The organism is Pseudomonas sp. F9001, from assembly GCF_013385435.1.
GTDB lineage: Bacteria > Pseudomonadota > Gammaproteobacteria > Pseudomonadales > Pseudomonadaceae > Aquipseudomonas.
The window spans coordinates 52878-73073 of sequence record NZ_JACAPX010000005.1 but is presented as its reverse complement, the minus strand read 5'-3'; the positions used below and the strand labels follow the sequence as shown (position 1 = coordinate 73073).

The following is a 20196-nucleotide window of genomic DNA, read 5'->3' as shown; positions in this document are numbered from 1 at the left end:
AAAAATACACAATTTTGTCTGCATAACGAGCCCGCAGTTTCTCTTTGAAGGCAGGTTTTTGTTGTGAGTAGTAGCTTCCGTGCTCCCCCGGTTCGATCGTCCGACGAAATTGATTTTGTGCGACTTTTCGCGTCTGTCTGGCAACAAAAAAAACTTCTGCTTTTCGTCACTCTCGGGGCGGGATTGATTGCGGCGTCCTACGCATTTTTAGCTGCCCCTGTATATAAGGTCAGCACGGTTTTGCGGCCTGCGGCGATTAATGATTTGGATGCGCTAAATCGATCAGAGATATATCAGCTTCCTCCGGCTGACGCGCTCCTCAAAGTGGGCGCAGCGCTCGACTCTTATGATACGCGCCTGAGCTATTTCAAGAAAAACCAGAAGCTTTTCGAGAAATTTGTTCGTCCTGGGCAGACTCTGGAGCAGAGTTTTCAGGAGTTCAATCATGACTCTATTCGTTTGATTCTTCCTGATGCAGATAAGAAAAATTCGCTGAGTTCCTACATCAAGCTCGAGATGATGTATCCGAAGGGCGTCGACGGCGTCTCTATTCTTAATGGCTTTGTCGACTACGCTATCGAAAGTGAGCGCGAACGCGTCACGGCTGATTTGAATGTGATCGTTAAAAACCGTTTGAGGGAGCTTAAAGGCAAGCTCGATTCGGCTCGTTCAAACTACGATATTGAAAAAGAAGCCAAAATAGCGTCATTGCGAGAAGCTGACTCGTTGAAACGCGCGCAATTGCAGGATGAGTTGAAGGCGCTGCGTTCGCAGTTGAAAACCTTGCGTAGCGACCGTATTGCTCAGCTGAATGAGGCTATAGGGATTGCCCGTTCCCTGGGCATTCAAAAGCCGGCTACGCCTTCTTCACTTGGTGAGTCGGCCGTGACGAACGCTGGTAGCGTGATGCGTACTGAGGTGAACAACCAGCAGATCCCACTTTATTTTATGGGGGTAGATGCGCTTAAGGCTGAGCTTGCTGCATTGCAGTCACGCAAGTCGGATGATTTTACCGAGTCGCGCATCGCTCAAATCGCCAGGGAGCTTCAGTTGCTCGCATCCAACCGAGAGATTGAGGTCCTGGATGCTCGAAAAAATGAAGATATCTTTCTTGCGGGCGTTCAACCGTTGAGAACAGAGATTTTCCGTTTGAGTAGCCTGAATATCGACCTGGCGAAGCTGCGGCTGGTGAGTATTGACCAGCAGGCCCTTGAGCCGTTGGTTCCGTCGAGCCCGAATCGTCCATTGATCATTTTTCTTGGCCTGCTCCTGGGGGCGATTGTCGCGATTGGTATTGCGTTGGTCAGGCAGGCGTTACGTGCTGCTCGCGACAATGCAGAGCGCGATGGGCACGAGCCGGCAGGCTCACTTCTCCATTCGGTCGCTCAGTTGGATCGGCAACAAGAGCCTGGCAATAAGTTAAACCGAAAATAACTCCAAGGCCGTGAAGCTTTTGGCTTCACGCGTTTTCCCCTCGGGGCCGTATTTCTTTCTTTCATACGGAACCTGCATTACGTGCTTGCGCAACTGTGAACCGCCGAGGGGCATTCCTGGGTGGTTTCTCGGCTATCAAAAGTTACTAAGACTTTGCGTCGAGTCTTCATGGCGTTTCGGCATTTGATCTTTGTTTACTTGTGCGGGCGTCAAGCGTCCTGCACAGGTTTGTATTGTTGGTTTAATAGTTGATGGTGCACCGCCTAATACGGTTTGATGTGGATTTTTATGTGCGGTCTCCAGGTTAATGGCTTATGGCTAGTATTGGTTCGGAATTTGATAAGGGCGTACTGTTCGGCCAGGTCGGTCGTGCAGGGTGCGCCGGCGATTAGCAACGAGCTGCATGGCACAGTCGAGCGTGGGGCCAATAGCGATCTCGGATAGGTCGGGTTCCTGTGGGGCAATAACCAAAAGCCCAATTTCAATGAGAGGTTGCGACGCACCATTGCGGTGAAGCGGCTCACCGCAAATGTTGCGGTAAAACCTTGTCCTGTCCTGAACTGAGGGGGGGATGATGGGGTCTCATGGGGCGTGTGGTTGAGCCAGCCAGGCGTTATGTTGGCACGCTTGTTGATGATATGCTGCGCTGCAAAGCAGAGGCGGTTGCAGTTGGAGCGGCGAAAACTCGCTTGCGCGTAATCGGTAGGTCAGGCAGGGGCATGGCAGCGTTGCTGGTTTCCAGACTGATTCTCTGACTAAATAATGATATGGAATCGTTGGTAATCTAATGACTTTAAAGATCTTGAGTGTTTTCGGTACGCGACCGGAAGCTATAAAAATGGCTCCATTAGCTTTAGCGTTGAATGCAGATGAGCGTTTTGAGGCCAAAATCTGCGTCACGGGTCAACACCGTGAAATGCTGGATCAAGTGTTAGAGTTATTTAAACTTGAACCTGACTTTGATCTTAATATCATGAAGTCGGGTCAAGACCTTACCGACGTGACAACTGGTATTCTTCAGGGAATGAAAGAGGTCTTCCGGACTTATCGGCCGGATATTGTCTTGGTGCATGGTGATACCGCTACGACCTTTGCAACTACATTGGCGGCGTACTATCAGCAAATTCCTGTGGCTCATATCGAAGCCGGGCTTCGCACCGGAAATTTATATTCTCCCTGGCCGGAAGAGGCCAATCGAAAGTTGACGGGAGCACTCGCGCTTCTTCACTTCGCTCCTACTGAACGATCGCAACAGAATTTACTGCGTGAAGGGGTGTCACCTGACGCGATTCATGTGACTGGGAATACTGTAATCGACGCTCTGCTTGAGGTCGTACAGAAGCTCGAGACCAATGACCAGTTAAAACAGAAGTTCTCCGAGCAGTTCGCATTTTTACCTGCTCAACGCCGCGTCATCCTTGTGACAGGGCATCGGCGTGAAAGCTTCGGCGATGGATTCGAAAGGATCTGCAGTTCGTTGGCTTCGATTGCCCATGAGTTTGATGATGTGGAGATCGTGTACCCCGTTCATTTGAATCCAAATGTCCGTGAACCGGTCAACCGTTTGTTGGCTGGTATAAAAAATATTCACCTCATCGAACCATTGGATTATCTACCTTTTGTCTATTTGATGAATCGGTCGTACTTGATTCTGACGGACTCCGGTGGTGTGCAGGAAGAGGCACCTTCTTTGGGCAAGCCCGTGCTGGTCATGCGGGACACTACCGAGCGGCCTGAGGCGATTGAGGCGGGTACCGTCAGATTGGTCGGTACAGAGAAGGACAAGATAGTTCACCACTTGCGTGAGCTTTTACTCGATCAAAAGGCTTACGAGGAGATGAGCGTTGCTCATAATCCTTATGGTGACGGTCACGCCTGCATGCGTATTGTTAATGCTCTAGCCACTTTCAAAAATTAAGGTTTGGTCATGGATTTTTCCACTATTTCTGTAATTGGTTTGGGCTATATCGGTTTGCCAACCGCAGCCGTTTTTGCTGCGCGAAAGTTAAAGGTCATTGGTGTCGACGTTAATCAAAAGGCCGTCGATACGATCAACGGCGGACAGATTCATATCGTTGAGCCTGATTTGGACATAGTCGTGCACGCGGCCGTGACCGAGGGGTATCTGCGCGCCAGTACACGACCTGAGCCGGCGGACGCCTTCTTGATTGCGGTGCCCACTCCTTTCAAGGACGGTCATGCTCCGGACCTTTCTTACATTGAGTCCGCAAGCAAATCCATTGCGCCAGTATTGAAAAAGGGTGATCTGGTCATCCTCGAGTCCACTTCTCCCGTGGGTGCGACTGAAAAGATGTCGGCATGGCTGGCTGAAGCACGCCCTGACCTGACGTTCCCGCAGACCCATGGCGAGGCGTCGGACATTCGCGTGGCTCACTGCCCTGAGCGCGTGCTTCCCGGTCACGTGTTGCGCGAGTTGGTACAGAATGATCGCGTCATCGGCGGGATGACACCCAAGTGCTCAGAAGCCGCCACACGTCTGTACAAATTGTTTGTAGAGGGCGAGTGCATTATCACCAACGCCCGAACAGCAGAAATGTGCAAGTTGACCGAGAACAGCTTTCGCGATGTGAATATTGCCTTCGCGAACGAATTGTCGATGATATGCGATAAGTTCGATGTCGATGTGTGGGAGCTTATCAAGCTCGCCAACCGGCACCCTCGCGTCAATATCCTCCAACCAGGACCTGGCGTGGGTGGGCATTGCATCGCCGTCGACCCTTGGTTCATCGTGAGTCAGGCTGAAGGCCAGGCGAAACTGATCCAAACTGCACGTGAAGTCAATGACTCAAAACCGTCGTGGGTTATGGAGAAAGTTGATGCTGCTGTGGCCGATCATCTGTCGAGTCACCCCGGGAAGTCGGAAAAAGACATTGTTATCGCGTGCTTCGGCCTGGCATTCAAACCTGATATTGACGACCTGCGGGAAAGTCCATCTCTGGAAATTACGAAAAATATCTCAAGCCGGCACGCCGGGAAGGTTATTGTCGTAGAACCTAATATTGATTCTCTGCCTGCGACGTTGCCGAACGCTGAGTTGTGCACAATAGAAGAAGCGTTTGAGCGCGCGGATGTCTTGTTGTTACTGGTGGATCACAAGCCATTCAAAAGTGTTTCTTCTTCACTTCTCGAGGGTCGCCGGATTGTTGATACCCGGGGAATCTGGCTTGTATGAAAATTCTTCCGGTTATTATGTCTGGAGGCTCGGGAACGAGACTCTGGCCGCTTAGCAGAACTCTTTACCCGAAGCAGTTTCTGGCAATTTCGGGGCGGGAGACGTTGTTTCAGCAGGCGATTGCCCGACTGTTGAAGATTGACGGTCAAGGCTCGGATTTATTGGCTCCATGCATCGTTGCCAACGATGAGCATCGTTTCCTGTGTCTCGACCAGATCCGGGAAATGAACGTTTCTAAAGCTGTTGTCATTCTTGAACCGGTAGGACGCAATACGGCCCCTGCGCTTACGTTGGCGGCGCTTTATGCGCGCGATGAGGTGGGAGAGGAGATTGACCCGGTTCTGGTCGTTGTCCCGGCCGACCAGATGATTCTCGATATTCAAGCTTTTACTGACACGGTCAGTAAAGCGGTCGATGTTGCGAAAGACGGCAGCATTGTGATCTTGGGGATTACGCCTGATCGCCCTGAGACGGGTTATGGTTATATCCACTCGGCAGATCCCTCTACCGTCAAGAGGGTGGATGCGTTTGTTGAAAAGCCTGAGCGGACAACCGCAGAAAAATACCTGGAAGATGGAAGCTATTTCTGGAATAGCGGTATTTTTGTGCTGCGCGCGTCAGTATGGTTGAAAGCACTGGGCGCGTTCAGAAGTGACATCTTCGATGCCACTGAGGCCGCGTGGAAGGGCCGAGTTGAAGATAATGGGTTTATTCGACCACAACTTGACGCGTTTTCCCTGATACCGCCTGAGTCGATTGACTATGCCGTGATCGAGCATTGCGCGAAAACGCCTTCAGCTGGCCTGACGTTGAAAATGCTCACGATGGATGCCGGTTGGTCTGACCTGGGAGCATGGGATGCTGTTTGGCGTTCGAGTGAAAAGGACGAAAAACAAAACGCTACCCATGGCGACGTAATAATAGACTCCAGCTCCAATACATTGGTTTACGCCTCTCACCGTTTGGTAACGGCCGTGGGGCTTGAAAATATTGTTATCGTCGAGACGCCTGATGCCGTATTGGTTGCGGATAAAGATCGTAGCCAGGGTGTGAAGGCTATTGTCGAAGCGTTGAATATCAAGGCCAGGCCAGAATCAAAGCTTCATCGTCGTGTTCATCGCCCATGGGGCTGGTACGACAGCATAGATTCGGGCTCGCGCTTTCAGGTAAAGCGGATATTGGTGAAGCCGAAAGCAACCTTGAGTTTGCAGAAGCATTACCATCGGGCGGAGCATTGGATTGTTGTGTCTGGCACCGCTGAAGTCACCTGTGAAGATCGTGTTTTTCAGCTGAACGAAAACCAGAGTACTTATATCCCTATTGGCCATGTTCATCGCCTTTCCAATCCTGGCACCATTCCTCTTGAGATCATAGAGGTGCAGTCGGGAACGTACTTGGGTGAGGATGATATTGTTCGATTTGACGATACCTATGGACGTGTTTAAGGCTTAAATTTTTAGGAGTTGTACAGATGCAGAAGCATGCGCTGGTTACTGGTGTTACAGGTCAGGATGGGGCTTACCTTGTCGAACTGCTGCTGTCCAAGGGTTATAAGGTCTATGGCGCCTATCGCCGCACAAGTTCTGTAAGTTTCTGGCGATTAGAGGAACTTGGTGTTTTTGGGCATGATGATCTTCATCTTGTCGAATTTGATTTGACTGATCTCTCCGGAACTATTCGTTTAATTCAGAATTGCGCCCCGGACGAGGTTTATAACCTGGCGGCTCAAAGCTTCGTAGGCGTTTCCTTCGATCAGCCAATTACAACCGCGCAGATTACCGGAGTCGGTGCGCTTAATTTGCTCGAAGCGATCCGAATAGTAAATCCGAAGATTCGTTTCTATCAAGCTTCGACATCTGAAATGTTCGGGCTGGTACAGGCTGTTCCTCAATCTGAAAGCACGCCTTTCTACCCACGCAGCCCTTACGGTGTTGCGAAGTTGTTTGCGCATTGGACAACCATCAACTATCGCGAATCATATGATATTTTTGCCACCAGCGGCATTCTGTTCAATCATGAGTCTCCGCTGCGAGGAAAAGAGTTTGTTACTCGTAAAATTACCGATGCTGTCGCCAGTATCGAAATGGGCGAGCAGCAAGTGCTCGAACTCGGAAACATGGATGCCAAGCGAGACTGGGGTTTCGCTAAAGAGTATGTAGATGGCATGCACCGGATGTTGCAGATCGACACACCGGAAACATTTGTGCTTGCTACCAACCGTACTGAAACCGTTCGTGATTTTGTTGCCATGAGCTTCAAGGCCGTAGGGGTTGATATCGATTGGTCTGGAAGCGGCGAGAACGAATTCGGCGTTGACCGGCGTACCGGCATCACCCGGGTAAAAGTTAACCCACGCTTCTATCGACCCGCGGAAGTCGAGTTGTTGATTGGCGACGCTTCGTTTGCAAAAGAGCGGTTAGGCTGGAAACCAGAAACGACGCTGGAGCAACTGTGCCAGCTGATGGTTGAAGCTGACTTGAGAAGGGTTCGCAATGGCACTTCAAAGTAAAGATCGGACAGTACTGATTACAGGGCTCTCGGGTTTTACTGGAAAGCATTTGGCGCAAAGCCTCACCAAGGCCGGCTGGCGGGTTGCCGGCCTTGGTGGGGAGCGCCTGGCCTGTGAGTTTGACCACTTGGATGCGGACCTGAATGACACGGCGCGACTCAGTGGTTGGATAAAGCAGGTTCAGCCCACCCATGTCATTCACTTGGCCGCGCTGGCGCATGTCACCAGCAGCGATGCCTTGTCATATTACCGAGTCAATGTATTGGGTACAGAAAGCCTTCTTAATGCGATTAAGGAGGCTGAGGTGGTCGTTGAAAAAATCATCATTGCGAGCAGTGCAAACATTTACGGGAACGCTATTTCATCGCCCATTTCAGAAAGCAGTGAACCGCAGCCCGTTAATCATTACGCACTGAGCAAGCTGACGATGGAGGCCCTTGTCCGCAAGTGGTTTTCTCGTATGCCTATATTGGTGGTACGGCCATTCAATTACACTGGACCCGGCCAGTCGGAGTCATTCGTTTTCTCCAAGATCGTGGGCGCATTTGCCCGTGGAGAAAAGGAGCTCAGATTGGGCAATCTGGATGTATCCCGCGACTTGTCTGATATCGGTTTTGTGGTGGAGGCCTATTCAAGGCTGTTGACGTCCAATCAACGTGGTGAGTTTATAAATATCTGCTCGGGGCGCAGCATTTCCTTACTGAGCGTGATTGATGAAATGGAACAGATTGCAGGTTATCGGCCAACGATAACAGTTGATCCTGCCTTTGTCAGGGAAGATGAAGTTAAAGAGCTTTATGGTAGTCCGGCCAAGCTCTTTGATGTGGTAGGTGAAATTAATGTGCCTAGTTTGCACGATACATTGCTGTCAATGTATCAGCAGAAGGCACGTGTTTAATACGGTTGGCAAGTAACGGGTTGGTGCACTGTGCGTATATGTTTTTTTGCTAATATGTCCGCTCACGCTAATTGGCGCGAGATGTTTGATAAAGTTGAGTTTTATCGGGTCGATATTCGAATTCTCAAGGAGCTCGGACACGAAGTCGTTCTGTCCGGGACGCCGGGCACATTAGATTGGAAAGCGGATCTCTATTTTTGTTGGTGGTGGGGGCATTCGCCGCTTCCGTTGCTCGCCGGAAAACTCCGTCGTCGGCCGGTAATTGTAACTGGGGCCTTTGACTACTCCACCTGCCGGAAAGAAATCCCGGGTCTGTGTTATCTGGACCGTCCGCTATGGCAGAAGGCAGTGCTGCGTACCTCGCTGTTATTAGCCGATCGAAACCTGTTCATCTCAAGATCGGAGTGTGAGGAAGTCACAACCAACCTGCCGGTGAGAAACCCCGTGTACGCAACGCTGGCGATTGATACAGATTACTATTCTCCTGGCGAGCTTCCGGCGGTTGGATCGAATTACTTTTTTACGGTGACCTGGACCAGTCGTACGAACGCCATTCGTAAAGGGCTGATTCCGACGATTGAGGCGTTTGCAAAGGTTTCGGCTAACGCAAGTCATCTTCGCCTGGTTGTTGCTGGCAAACATGGTGACTACCTGCAGGAACTAAAAGACCTGGCGCAGCGCCTGGGTGTGGCAGACAAGGTGGAGTTTGTCGGGATGATTTCCGATGAAGAAAAGTTGCACCACTACCGCAATTGCCTGGCCTATGTTCAGCCAACGCTCTATGAAGGTTTCGGGCATGCGATCGGCGAAGCGCTGGCGTGTGGCGCGCGAGTGATCACGTCGCCTCGGGGCGCGGTGCCTGAGGTCGCGGGTAACTTCGCTTACTGGGTTCAACCAGATAGCCAGGAAGAAATTGCTGCGGCCATGGAGGCGGTTGTCGCCACGCCGACTTGCGCTGAAGATGCCAAAGCCAGGCATCAGTGGATTTCTTCCAATTATTCCATCGCAGCTCGTCGTGTGGCGCTTAAAAATGTCCTGGATTCCTTGTCGCTGGTGAAATAAAGGAGAGCTTCGTTGATAGTGTTTATAAAGATTCATGGTGGTAGCGTGTGTTGAATCGTCTGATCAGCATGTTTGAAAGTTCGAAGCTGTTACAGCTGATCGTTATTACTGCCTGTATTCAAGGTGGGGTAATAATAAGTCAGTTTTTGATCACGCCTTGGGTTGATCCGTCGGTCGTCGGCGTGGTGCGCTCGCTGGAAACAATTATTGCTCTTGTCGTACTGGCAGGAAGTTTGGGCATGCAAAGCATCGCGATTCGCGATACGGCGGCGAGTCATGGTACTTCTCGTCAAAGTGAAGTGCTTCGGCAAGTGTTTTTGTTGGTCGGGATCGCTTCAGGTGTCGTGATTGCTGGTATATACGTCGCCCATGAGTTTGTGCTGACCTCTGCGATTAGTTCTTATGTTTTTACAACCTGTGGCTTGGTGCTGTTGACTAATTTGCTTCGTGTAACGACTGGCTTTGCTCAGGGGGCGAAGGCGATACGCGAGATCTACTTCGTTCTGATGCTGGTTACCGGGGCGGGCGTTATTCTGCATGTTGTGTTGACGAAGTTGTATGGTATCCAGGGCTGGATGGCCGCTCGTTATCTTGGTGAGTTCTTTTGTCTCGCTGCCGTTTGGTGGAAACTGCGAGCGCATATCTTTCTGGCGCTTGATTTTCGCCAGGTGAACGGGCGCGAATTAATGACAACGGCCAAGTCCGGTGTCATTGTCAATGCCAGCCTGTTTGTTCGTCTGTTGGTGGATAGTCTGCCTGTCCTGATGTTGACTGCTTATCATGTGAAAACCGACGAGATCGGTTTTTTTGGTATTGCTATATTGAGCCTTATTCTTGGCTTGCTGCCATTGGCAATCATTGCACAAAGGGCCCTTCCTGAGTTGGTCGAGGTCATCCATGATAAAAGCGAGTTGCGCGAAAGGTATCATGCGTTCTCAAAAAGCATGTTAAAGATCTCATCCACGGTTGCTTTGCTGTTGATCCTTTGCTCTTGTATATGGTTGGTGTGTGTGGGCGGTGTTTATAAGCAGACGGCCATGTATATCATTGTGTTGGCGTTGACTTTGCCCTTGAAGGCTATGGCTCTTGCTTGCGGTACAATACTGGTCGCATTGCGTGTTTTTAGTTTAAGCCTTAAAACCAATATTGTAGAGGGCTTGCTTGTTCTTTTAATTCTATACGTCGGTATCCCTGTTTTGGATGCTTGGGCTGGCGTTTTGGGGTATGTGGTTGGTGCTGTTTTGTCCGCCGTGCTGCTTCTGATTGCGGTGAGAGTCCGCCTCGCTGATTTATGACCCAAGAGGTTGATACCTTGGAAGAAAAATATTTAGGGCCTGAGCACTTGCGAGTCCCGCTTGAAAAAAAAGCGTTTGATTGTTTTGGCGTTGGCTTTTTCTTTTTGGTGATCTGGTTTGCAGGCGTTATTGTCCCATTATATCCTTTTATCATGGGGTTTGATGGGTTTAGTCAGTTTTGGGAGTTTGCCTTTTTCGATAAGCAGAGTTCTATTGACTATGCCATTTTGCTGTATGCCGGGGCTTTGATTTTTGTTTTGATGGGGTGTTGGTTAGGACGGAAAACGCATTTTAATTTTCCCGTCGGGATACGCTACATAGTAAGTCCACGGATTTTTTCGCAACGGGCCTTAGGTTTTTCGTTAGTGGCGCTGCTGGCGTTTACAACTATTCTTGTAATCCTAGGCGGGGTCTCGGGGTTGCTTCAAGGTGCCAGTGACAGGATAAGGGCGTTTGCAGGTTTGAACGGCTTGTTCCTCTTGGAGAACTTGCTGCTCTCTGTCTCGCTGGCCTGGTATATACGGTTGACCCGTGCCGGGAAGAAGTCACTTTCCGAGCGGTTTTGTTTCTGGTTATATTTTTTGGGCGGTTTGTTTATTTGCGCTCTTCAGGGTCAGAAATCGACAATTTTTATTATCGTATTGTCGTTGATTATAGTTCGGCATTACCGCGTTAAGCGTGTCAGCCTTGTAAAAGGAGCGGTGCTTGGGGTGGTGATGTTTGTTTCGCTGATGACCTATCACCTGTTTAAGCAGGAATTTCTCGCGACAGGTAGATTCTTTTTCATTAACGAAAATCAAGGTGTTTTCCTGTCGTTCATTCATTTTTTGGCGACTCAGTTTACGGGTAATCTAATGCAGTTGCAGACCATGACTGTGCTCATAGATGCTATGCCCGAGAGGCTGGAATGGCAGAATGGCACGACGCTGCTGATGGTTGTATTGATTTTAATACCTTCGGGTCTTTTCCCGAATAAGCCACTTACCGCCGCCGGGGTGTTTACAGGTGCCTTTTGGCCAGATAAATGGCTCATGGAAGGTACGACATTGCCGCCAGGTATTTTTGGTGAGCTTTATATGAACTTTGGCACGCTGGGCGTACTATTCGGCGGTTTTCTTCTTGGCGTTATAGGTGGGCGGCTTTATGGCGCAGTTGTCTATAACCCTCAAAGCGACCGAGCATTAGGTCTTTATGCATTGGCGATCGCCTCCCTGCTTCACCTTTTTCGAGGGGAATTGGCGTCGGTCGCTCTTCTCATAGCGTCTATATGGCTTCCTTTTTTATTCTTGAGCTCAAAGCGCGAAGAGCCAGTCAATAACCCAATCTAGAGAAACTGATATGTGCGGAATTTTGGGCTACATTCACAACGGAACGCGGGAATCTATTGACTTCTCTTCAGCGCTTTCGTTTATTCGACGTCGTGGGCCTGATGATCAAGGCGTCTGGGCCGATACCGACGTTGGCGTATGGTTGGGCCAGGTGCGCCTTTCCATTCTCGATACCACTTCCGCCGGTCACCAACCCATGGTCTCTGCCGATGGGCGAGTGGTCATGGTGTTTAACGGTGAAATCTATAACTTTCGGGAGTTAAGGGCTCATCTCGAAGCGGCGGGGGATCATTTTTCCAGCCAGTCCGACTCCGAAGTATTGCTCGCACTGTTCTGTCGTTATGGGATTGAGTGTTTAAACCGTTTGAACGGGATTTTCGCGGTCGTATTCTGGGAACGCGACACCGAAACGCTTTGGGTGGCTCGAGATCAGATGGGCGTCAAACCCCTCTATATCCATTCCAGTGATGGTTGTTTTGCATTTTCAAGTGAAATGAAGGGCTTGATCCGAGGCGGCTTCAGTAAAACTGAAATCGACCCGCAAGCCGTACTCGCGCACCTTGGTTTTCTCTGGTCGCCGGGTGATCGGACGATCGTGCGGGATATCAAAAAGGTTTTACCTGGCCAAGCGTTATGCGTCCGTAATGGGCGTATCGAGAAGAGCTGGTTTTACTACGAACTGCCGATTTCCGAGAAACCCCTGACAAAAACGGTTGCTGATGTCGCTGTTGATGTCGCCGATGCCGTCAGGACTGCCGTCCAGCGTCAGTTGGTGTCCGACGTACCCTTGGGCTCATTCTTGTCAGGCGGCTTGGACTCCAGTGCCATCGTCGCGTTTGCAGCGCAGGAAATGCGTGATAAGGGGCGGTTGCAGTGCTTCAGTATCCGAGTAGACAACGGCTCCACTGCGAACGAGGGGTTCGCCGATGACCTTCCGTACGCACAGCGCGTTGCCAAGCATCTGGATGTCGACCTGCATGTCGTAGGCGTCGGCGATGAGATGATGGATCGTCTGCCTGAAATGGTTTATCTGCTCGATGAACCTACGCCGGATCCGGCGGCGCTGAATGCGTTGTTCATCTCGGAACTGGCAAGCCAGAACGGCATCAAGGTTCTGCTGTCGGGTGCCGGGGGAGATGATATTTTCACGGGCTATCGTCGTCATTTCGCGTTGGCGCAAGAGCGTTGGTGGGGCGGAATGCCTCGACCGCTGCGTTCGGTTTTGGCCAGCAGTTCAAACCTGCTTCCTGCATCCTCTCCGCTGTCTCGTCGTCTCGGGAAGGCTTTTCGCTATGCGGACTTGCCTGCTGATGATCGCTTGATCAGTTATTTCCTCTGGCTTGAACCTGAACAGGCGTATGGCCTGTTGGCGCCAGACTTGCGACGCCAGCTGGCGGCCGATGATCTGTTTGCGCCGATGCGAGAAACACTTTCGCGGCTGCCTTCGGATGCCACGCCCCTTGATAAAATGCTCACCCTGGAGTGCAAGCATTTTCTCACCGATCACAATCTCAACTACACCGACAAGATGGGTATGGCGACGGGCGTTGAAGTGCGTGTGCCGCTGCTGGATCTTGACCTGGTCCGCCTGGCCGGCTCACTGCCATCGGATATCAAGCAAAAAGGCCGGGAAGGGAAATGGATTTTCAAGAAGGCCATGGAACCCTATCTGCCTCACGACGTCATCTACCGGCCCAAGACGGGCTTCGGTGTACCGCTTCGCAACTGGTTGCAAGGACGCCTGAAGCCTTTGGTCGATGAGGTGCTTTCTCCTGCATCCCTGCTGAAAAGGGGGATATTCGATCCCAAGGCGGTGGCGCATCTGATCGAAGCAGATCGTTCAGGCCGGATAGACGCTGCTTATACGTTGTTCGGCATCGTTTGCATGGAACTCTGGTGCAAACAGTATCTGGACGGCGATTTCGCCCTCGACGGTTGAGTGGGCGGCGACGCCACGGCCTTATCCGATGGTAGGATACATAGCTCTATACAAGTTTCTCAGTGATGAGTGAATTTTTAACTTTATTGGTGTGAATGCATGAAGCAGGTTGTTCAGAACATGGCTAGCGGTGAGACGTCATTGGTTAATGCACCCGCTCCCGCCGTTCGTAGTGGCACGCTAAAGATCCATACAACCAATACGCTGATTTCTGCCGGCACGGAACGCATGCTGGTAGGGTTTGGCCGTGCCAACTGGTTGGAAAAAGCTCGCCAGCAACCTGACAAGGTCCGCATGGTTCTGCAAAAGGTCCAGACCGATGGCTTGGCGACAACGGTGGAAGCCGTTCGCTCGAAGCTTGCGCAGCCGTTGCCGCTTGGATACTGCAACGTGGGTGTTGTGGGTGCCGTGGGCAATGATGTGTCCGGGTTCAAGCCGGGCGACCGTGTGGTTTCCAATGGTCCTCATGCCGATATCGTTGTTGTTCCCAAGAATCTGTGTGCCTTGATTCCGGACTCGGTCAGCGACGAAGCCGCTTCGTTTACCGTGCTTGCCAGCATCGGCTTGCAGGGCATTCGTCTGGCTCAGCCGACATTGGGTGAAACCTTTGTAGTCACCGGCGTAGGCCTGATCGGACTGATGACGGTCCAGCTCCTGCGGGCTCAAGGCTGCCGGGTACTTGCCGTTGACTTCGATGAGCAAAAGCTGGCATTGGCTCGCAGTTATGGCGCCGAAACCTGCAACCCCGGCAAGGGCGAAGATGTTGTTTCGGCGGGAATGACATTCAGCCGCGGAAGAGGGGTGGATGGCGTCATCATTACGGCGTCGACCAAGTCGTCCGACCCGGTCACCCAGGCGGCACACATGTGCCGTAAGCGTGGGCGCATTGTTCTGGTAGGGGTAACCGGGCTTGAGTTGAGTCGAGCCGACTTCTATGAGAAGGAACTGACATTCCAGGTTTCATGTTCTTACGGGCCCGGGCGCTACGATCCGAGTTACGAAGATCAAGGCAACGACTTCCCGATAGGTTTCGTTCGCTGGACTGAGCAGCGCAACTTCGAAGCCGTCCTGGACATGCTCGCCAGCGGCCAATTGGAGGTCAACTCGTTGATCTCCCATCGGGTTGCATTCGAAGACGCCGCGGATGCCTATCAGACGCTTACGACGGATAATTCGGCGCTGGGCATCATTCTTCAGTACACCTCGGAAGAGACCGAGCGAAACATCAAGGAAGTGGTGCTGGCACCTGGTGCGGTAGCCAGTTTCGACCCGGTCAAACCCGTGGTGGGCTTCATCGGTGCAGGAAACTATGCATCAAGAATGCTGATACCGGCATTCAAGGCCGCAGGGGCTCAGTTCCATACGATTGTGACTGCCGGTGGCATCAACGGTGTAATACACGGCAGCAAGGCCGGATTTGCACAAGCCTCGACTGATATCAGTGCGATGCTTGGCGAGAGCACGATCAACACTGTTGCAATTGTCACCCGGCACGACAGCCATGCCCGTTTTGTCGCGCAAGCGCTGGAGGCGGGTAAACATGTGTTCGTCGAAAAGCCATTGGCAATTGAAGCCCAGGATCTGGCAACGGTTGAAGAGGCCTATCGAAAGGCTGTCGAACAAGGGCTCAAGCCACATTTGATGGTGGGGTTCAATCGACGCTTTTCGCCGCAGGTGCAAAAGATGAAGGCGTTGCTCTCGGCTGTAAAAGAGCCCAAGTCTTTCATCATGACGATGAATGCCGGAGCGATTCCCGCAAATCACTGGACCCAGGACCCGTCAGTCGGCGGTGGGCGCATTATTGGCGAAGCGTGTCATTTCATCGACCTGATGCGTTTTCTCGCGGGCAGCAAAATTGTTTCGATCCAGGCCCGCAGAATGGGCGATACGCCTGCTGTTGCCATTACGGAAGATAAAGCGGCGATCACCCTGGGGTTTGAGGATGGCTCTTTCGGCACCATCCTCTATCTGGCCAATGGCGCTTCAAGCTTTCCAAAAGAGCGGGTTGAAGTTTTCGCTGCCGGACGCGTCCTGCAACTGGATAACTTCCGCAAGTTGAAGGGTTTCGGCTGGCCGGGCTTCAGCAAGCTGAATCTCTGGAAACAGAACAAGGGGCAAAGCGAGTGCGCTGCAGCTTTCCTGGCAGCGGTGCAAAACGGGGCGGTCACGCCGATCACTTCCGATGAGATTTTCGAAGTGGCGCGCGTGAGCATTGAAGTTGCCCGGATTCTGCGCGAGCAATGAGCCTTCTTCTTGTTAAAGCCAAAACTGCGATAGCTCTCGGTTTTGGCAATCTGGCGCGTGCATTGACGTATCGGCTCGGGGTCAAGACTGGCTTGAACCCGGTCCGACGCCTTCGGGCTGAAATTCCTCAAGGCCCGTTTTTTGCGGAAAGTGCGAGGCAGGCCGGCTCGTTGCCATGTGCGTCCCAATGGGATTCCCAGGTCCGGTATTTCGGGTTCTGGGAGTGCCCGGTATCGGACGCACCCCCTGACTGGCATTTGAATCCGCTGAATGGAGTTCGAGTGCCTGATCCTGGCCGGGAATGGTGGCGGATTCCTGATTTTGATGCCGCTGTCGGTGATATCAAGAATATCTGGGAAGCTTCGCGATTTGACTGGACGTTGGTCTTTGCCCAGAAGTCCTGTGTTGGCGGGTCTTCAGGGACGGCGCAGTTAAACGGTTGGTTGACGGATTGGTGTGTCAACAATCCTCCCTATTGCGGTCCGAACTGGAAGTGCGGTCAGGAGGCGTCCATTCGTGTCCTGCACCTGGCGATGAGTTCGGTCATTGTCGAACAGTTTGCCAACCCGTTGCCGGGGCTTGTGGATCTGGTCCGACTGCACCTCAAGCGTATCGAGCCGACGCTGAGCTATGCGATGGCTCAGGACAATAACCACGGGACTTCCGAGGCGGCTGCACTTTTTGTCGGCGGCAGTTGGTTGACCTCAAGCGGTTGCCCCGAGGGCGAACGCTGGCAGCGATTGGGGCGCAAATGGCTCGAAAACCGGGCCGCTCGGCTGATCGAGCAAGATGGCAGTTTCAGCCAGTACTCCGTCAATTATCATCGGGTGATGCTCGACACATTTTCCATGGTTGAAATCTGGAGAAACAAGCTGGGGCTCCCGGCGTTCTCCGCCACGTTCCAACTCAGGGCTCGCACAGCCGCGCATTGGTTATTTTCGTTGGTCGACGAGCACACTGGAGATGCTCCGAACATTGGCGCAAATGATGGTGCCCGGCTGCTGCCACTGACGGATACGGACTATCGCGACTTCAGGCCTTCGGTCCAGTTGTCCATGGCGTTGTTTGCCGGAAAGAAAGCCTATGAGGCGGCAGGTGAATGGGATTTGCCACTGCAATGGCTGCTGCTGCCCGGCCCATCGGCGGTAGCGGAGCGTCCAGGTAGCCAGCTGTTTGATCAGGGTGGTTATGCATTGTTGCGGCGTGAACAAACCTTCGCTGTATTGCGCTACCCGCGCTTCCGGTTTCGCCCCAGCCAGGCCGATGCCCTGCATGTGGATCTATGGCGTGCAGGCATTAACCTGCTCCGGGATGCCGGTACCTTCAGCTACAACACCTCTGCCCAGTGGCTGAGTTATTTTCCGGGTACCGCCAGCCACAACACCCTTCAATTCGATGGGCGAGACCAGATGCCGAGGCTCAGCCGGTTTCTGTTCGGGGAGTGGTTGCGTACGCGCCAGGTCGAAAGCCTGGTTGAGCAGGCTGGAACAAGCGCCTGCGGCGCCACGTATATCGACGGTAACGGCGTCCGTCATAAGCGGCATGTGAGCCTGAGCGACACCGGCATGCTGGTCAGGGATGAATTTAGCGGATTCAAGGATCGTGCAGTTCTACGCTGGCGTTTGCAGCCGGGGGACTGGCGGCTTGAGGGCGACGTCCTGACCAACGGCTCCCATCGATTGTCGGTTGCAGGCAGCATGCCTATCGTGCGACGAGCGCTCGTCCAGGGTTGGGAGTCTCGTTACTACTTACAAAAAACTGAAGTGCCGGTGCTTGAGGTTGAGGTGACTTCGGCGGGCGTTTTGACTACGGAGTATCACTGGTAGACATGAAAGTCCTTTATTTTCATCAGCATTTTTCTACTCCGAAAGGAGCGACCGGTATCCGGTCCTATGAAATGGCCCGCCGCCTGGTTGCCAGGGGGCATCAGGTGACGATGGTCTGCGGCAGCTACGGTGGTGGCCAAACGGGGCTGGAAAGCCCTTTCGTTGGTGGAAAACGCAAAGGTACCGTCGACGGTATCGAGATCATCGAATTTGACCTGGCGTACTCCAACAGCGATGGCCTGTTCGTTCGAGCGCTCAGCTTTTTAAAGTTTGCAGTGCGCAGTATCGGTATTGCGCTAACCGAGCGTTACGACCTGGTCTTTGCGACCACGACGCCATTGACAGCCGGTATCCCCGGGATATTCGCCCGGTGGTTTCGTAATAAGCCGTTTGTATTTGAGGTCCGGGATCTCTGGCCCGAGCTGCCGAAAGCGATGGGCGTCATTCGTAATCCGGTCATCCTTGCCGCCATGTCTTTTCTTGAGTGGGCAAGTTATCGCTCGGCTCACCGGGTCATTGGATTGTCTCCAGGTATTGTGGATGGCATTGCGCACCGCGGTGTGGCGCGTGATCGAATCGAAATGATCCCAAACGGTTGTGACCTTGATATTTTCAACACGCCTGCTGAGCCATGGTTGCCGGCTGGAGTGGATAAAAGCCATCTGGTAGCGGTCTTCGCGGGTACTCATGGAGTGGCCAACAAGCTGGACGCGGTGCTCGATGCGGCTCGAGAGCTTAAACTGCGAAAGCGCGATGATATCCGGCTGGTTTTGATCGGGCAGGGCAAGCTCAAGCCCGCGCTTCAGAAGCGTGCAGCGGAAGAACAGCTGGACAATGTGATATTTCATGACCCGGTGAACAAGGCCCGGTTGTCCGGTTTGATGGCCAGCGCGGACCTGGGGCTGCAGATATTGGCAAACGTACCGGCCTTTTACTACGGAACGTCGCCTAACAAGTTTTTCGACTATATCGCGTCAGGGTTGCCTGTTTTGAATAACTACCCGGGCTGGCTCGCCGAGATGATTTCCACCGAGAACTGCGGTTTTGTCGTACCTCCAGATGATGCTGCGCTTTTCGCAGATGCGTTGATACAGGCAGCAGATGATCGTGACGAGCTGCGGGCGAAGGGCGCACGAGGCAGAGAATTGGCGGTCAGAGAGTTTGATCGACGTAAATTGGCTGACCGGTTTGTGGATTGGCTGGAGGGTGTTGCCAGATGATCAAGCGTGGTTTTGATTTATTTGCGTCGTTGCTTGGACTAATTCTGCTTTCTCCGGTCATAGCAGTAATTGCCTGGAACATTCGCAAGAAATTAGGATCTCCCGTTCTGTTTCGTCAGGTTCGGCCAGGTCGGAATGGCAAACCGTTCGAAATGATCAAGTTCCGTACGATGCGTGATGCTCATGACGCAAACGGTGAGCCTTTGCCAGACTCCCAGCGCATGACAGCCTTTGGCAGTTTTCTGCGATCCAGCAGCCTGGATGAATTGCCCGAGTTGTGGAATGTGGTCAAGGGCGATATGAGCCTGGTGGGCCCGCGACCGTTGCTGATGGAATACCTGCCTCTCTACAGCGCCGAACAATATCGTCGCCATGAGGTTCGCCCTGGCGTCAGCGGCTGGGCACAGGTCAACGGGCGCAACGCAATAGGCTGGGAAGAAAAGTTCAAGCTGGACACCTGGTATGTCGATAATCAGTCTTTTTGGCTGGATATGAAGGTGATTTTCCTGACGATCAAGAAAGTTCTGGTGCGTGACGGTATCAGTGCCGAAGGCGAAGCTACAGCATCGAAGTTCACAGGCTCCAAGCCATGAGCCGCCTTGCGGTGCTGGGTGCAAGCGGCCATGGCAAAGTCGTCGCGGATACGGCCGAATGCTGCGGTTGGGACACGATTGAATTCTTTGATGACGCCTGGCCCGGTTTGCTTCGAAATGGTGCCTGGAGCGTCGTAGGCAACACCGAGAGACTGTTGGCGGCTGTGCATGAATATGACGGTGTGTTGGTGGCGATCGGCAATAATCGGGTTCGCCAGGCAAAACTGGACCAGCTGAAGGCGGCAGGCGCTACGCTGGTAACGCTGCGCCATCCGGATTCAACCGTCAGCCGGTATGCCACGCTTGGTGAGGGGTCGGTGGTGTTTGCTGGCGCGGTGGTAAACGCCGATGCCAAAGTTGGCAGGGGCGCTATTCTCAATACGGGCAGCAGTGTCGACCACGATTGTCTATTGGGATCGTGTGTGCACATCAGCCCCGGCGCCCGGCTTGCAGGGGGCGTCTGCGTACAGGATCTGAGCTGGATTGGCATAGGTGCCTGCATACGACAACTTGTGAGCATCGGTTCACAGGTCATGGTTGGTGCGGGTGCCGTAGTTGTCAGAGACGTGCCAGACAAGGTTACGGTCGCCGGAGTGCCGGCCAGGTTATTGGACGGCTCTTGAAAAGTCGTCGCCGCGCGAACAGCGGATTGAGC

At 52.6% G+C, this 20196-nt stretch carries 15 protein-coding genes; all 15 read left to right on the top strand.

Annotated elements, in window-relative coordinates; genetic code table 11:
* Positions 1-63: 63 nt before the first annotated feature.
* Complete coding sequence (locus tag HX818_RS03310; protein ID WP_177019490.1) at positions 64-1434, top strand: Wzz/FepE/Etk N-terminal domain-containing protein; 1371 nt, start codon at positions 64-66, stop codon at positions 1432-1434.
* Positions 1435-2221: 787 nt separating this feature from the next.
* Entirely contained in the window at positions 2222-3352 is a 1131-nt protein-coding gene (gene wecB, locus HX818_RS03305; protein ID WP_008437695.1) for a non-hydrolyzing UDP-N-acetylglucosamine 2-epimerase, read from the top strand.
* 9 nt (positions 3353-3361) lie between these two features.
* On the top strand, positions 3362-4627 hold the full coding sequence (wecC, locus tag HX818_RS03300) for a UDP-N-acetyl-D-mannosamine dehydrogenase (RefSeq protein ID WP_008437696.1): 1266 nt from the start codon (positions 3362-3364) through the stop codon (positions 4625-4627).
* Positions 4624-6072, top strand: a complete 1449-nt coding sequence (locus HX818_RS03295; RefSeq protein WP_008437697.1) for a mannose-1-phosphate guanylyltransferase/mannose-6-phosphate isomerase — start codon at positions 4624-4626, stop codon at positions 6070-6072. The genes wecC and HX818_RS03295 overlap by 4 nt, the downstream gene beginning before the upstream one ends.
* A gap of 26 nt (positions 6073-6098) precedes the next feature.
* Positions 6099-7136: a GDP-mannose 4,6-dehydratase gene (gmd, locus tag HX818_RS03290; protein WP_008437698.1), complete on the top strand. Its 1038-nt coding sequence runs from the start codon at positions 6099-6101 to the stop codon at positions 7134-7136.
* A complete protein-coding gene (locus HX818_RS03285) occupies positions 7120-8034 on the top strand; it encodes a GDP-mannose 4,6-dehydratase (RefSeq protein WP_177019489.1) in 915 nt (304 codons plus the stop codon). Before gmd ends, HX818_RS03285 begins: the two co-directional genes overlap by 17 nt.
* 81 nt (positions 8035-8115) lie before the next feature.
* A complete protein-coding gene (locus HX818_RS31135) occupies positions 8116-9096 on the top strand; it encodes a glycosyltransferase (protein WP_256346281.1) in 981 nt (326 codons plus the stop codon).
* Positions 9097-9143: 47 nt separating this feature from the next.
* A complete protein-coding gene (locus tag HX818_RS03275; RefSeq protein ID WP_177019488.1) occupies positions 9144-10391 on the top strand; it encodes a hypothetical protein in 1248 nt (415 codons plus the stop codon).
* Positions 10388-11719, top strand: coding sequence for an O-antigen polymerase (locus tag HX818_RS03270; protein WP_177019487.1), 1332 nt, complete (start codon positions 10388-10390; stop codon positions 11717-11719). The genes HX818_RS03275 and HX818_RS03270 overlap by 4 nt, the downstream gene beginning before the upstream one ends.
* Before the next feature lie 10 nt (positions 11720-11729).
* Entirely contained in the window at positions 11730-13658 is a 1929-nt protein-coding gene (gene asnB, locus HX818_RS03265; protein ID WP_008437710.1) for an asparagine synthase (glutamine-hydrolyzing), read from the top strand.
* Between the two features lie 99 nt (positions 13659-13757).
* Positions 13758-15902, top strand: coding sequence for a bi-domain-containing oxidoreductase (locus HX818_RS03260; protein ID WP_032899671.1), 2145 nt, complete (start codon positions 13758-13760; stop codon positions 15900-15902).
* Positions 15903-16183: 281 nt separating this feature from the next.
* Complete coding sequence (locus HX818_RS03255; protein ID WP_371315691.1) at positions 16184-17728, top strand: heparinase II/III-family protein; 1545 nt, start codon at positions 16184-16186, stop codon at positions 17726-17728.
* 2 nt (positions 17729-17730) lie between these two features.
* Entirely contained in the window at positions 17731-18948 is a 1218-nt protein-coding gene (locus HX818_RS03250) for a glycosyltransferase family 4 protein (protein ID WP_177008088.1), read from the top strand.
* On the top strand, positions 18945-19541 hold the full coding sequence (locus HX818_RS03245; protein WP_177008087.1) for a sugar transferase: 597 nt from the start codon (positions 18945-18947) through the stop codon (positions 19539-19541). The genes HX818_RS03250 and HX818_RS03245 overlap by 4 nt, the downstream gene beginning before the upstream one ends.
* The gene (locus HX818_RS03240; protein WP_177008086.1) at positions 19538-20164 is read left to right on the top strand and encodes an acetyltransferase; all 627 of its coding nucleotides are present in this window, start codon (positions 19538-19540) and stop codon (positions 20162-20164) included. Before HX818_RS03245 ends, HX818_RS03240 begins: the two co-directional genes overlap by 4 nt.
* Positions 20165-20196: the final 32 nt, after the last annotated feature.

What these genes read in the sequence shown, in the direction of transcription:
- wecB (WP_008437695.1), top strand. Translation starts at nt 2,222, where the DNA reads ATGACTTTAAAGATCTTGAGTGTTTTCGGTACGCGACCGGAAGCTATA.
- wecC (WP_008437696.1), top strand. Translation starts at nt 3,362, where the DNA reads ATGGATTTTTCCACTATTTCTGTAATTGGTTTGGGCTATATCGGTTTG.
- HX818_RS03295 (WP_008437697.1), top strand. Translation starts at nt 4,624, where the DNA reads ATGAAAATTCTTCCGGTTATTATGTCTGGAGGCTCGGGAACGAGACTC.
- gmd (WP_008437698.1), top strand. Translation starts at nt 6,099, where the DNA reads ATGCAGAAGCATGCGCTGGTTACTGGTGTTACAGGTCAGGATGGGGCT.
- HX818_RS03285 (WP_177019489.1), top strand. Translation starts at nt 7,120, where the DNA reads ATGGCACTTCAAAGTAAAGATCGGACAGTACTGATTACAGGGCTCTCG.
- HX818_RS31135 (WP_256346281.1), top strand. Translation starts at nt 8,116, where the DNA reads ATGTTTGATAAAGTTGAGTTTTATCGGGTCGATATTCGAATTCTCAAG.
- HX818_RS03270 (WP_177019487.1), top strand. Translation starts at nt 10,388, where the DNA reads ATGACCCAAGAGGTTGATACCTTGGAAGAAAAATATTTAGGGCCTGAG.
- asnB (WP_008437710.1), top strand. Translation starts at nt 11,730, where the DNA reads ATGTGCGGAATTTTGGGCTACATTCACAACGGAACGCGGGAATCTATT.
- HX818_RS03260 (WP_032899671.1), top strand. Translation starts at nt 13,758, where the DNA reads ATGAAGCAGGTTGTTCAGAACATGGCTAGCGGTGAGACGTCATTGGTT.
- HX818_RS03250 (WP_177008088.1), top strand. Translation starts at nt 17,731, where the DNA reads ATGAAAGTCCTTTATTTTCATCAGCATTTTTCTACTCCGAAAGGAGCG.
- HX818_RS03245 (WP_177008087.1), top strand. Translation starts at nt 18,945, where the DNA reads ATGATCAAGCGTGGTTTTGATTTATTTGCGTCGTTGCTTGGACTAATT.
- HX818_RS03240 (WP_177008086.1), top strand. Translation starts at nt 19,538, where the DNA reads ATGAGCCGCCTTGCGGTGCTGGGTGCAAGCGGCCATGGCAAAGTCGTC.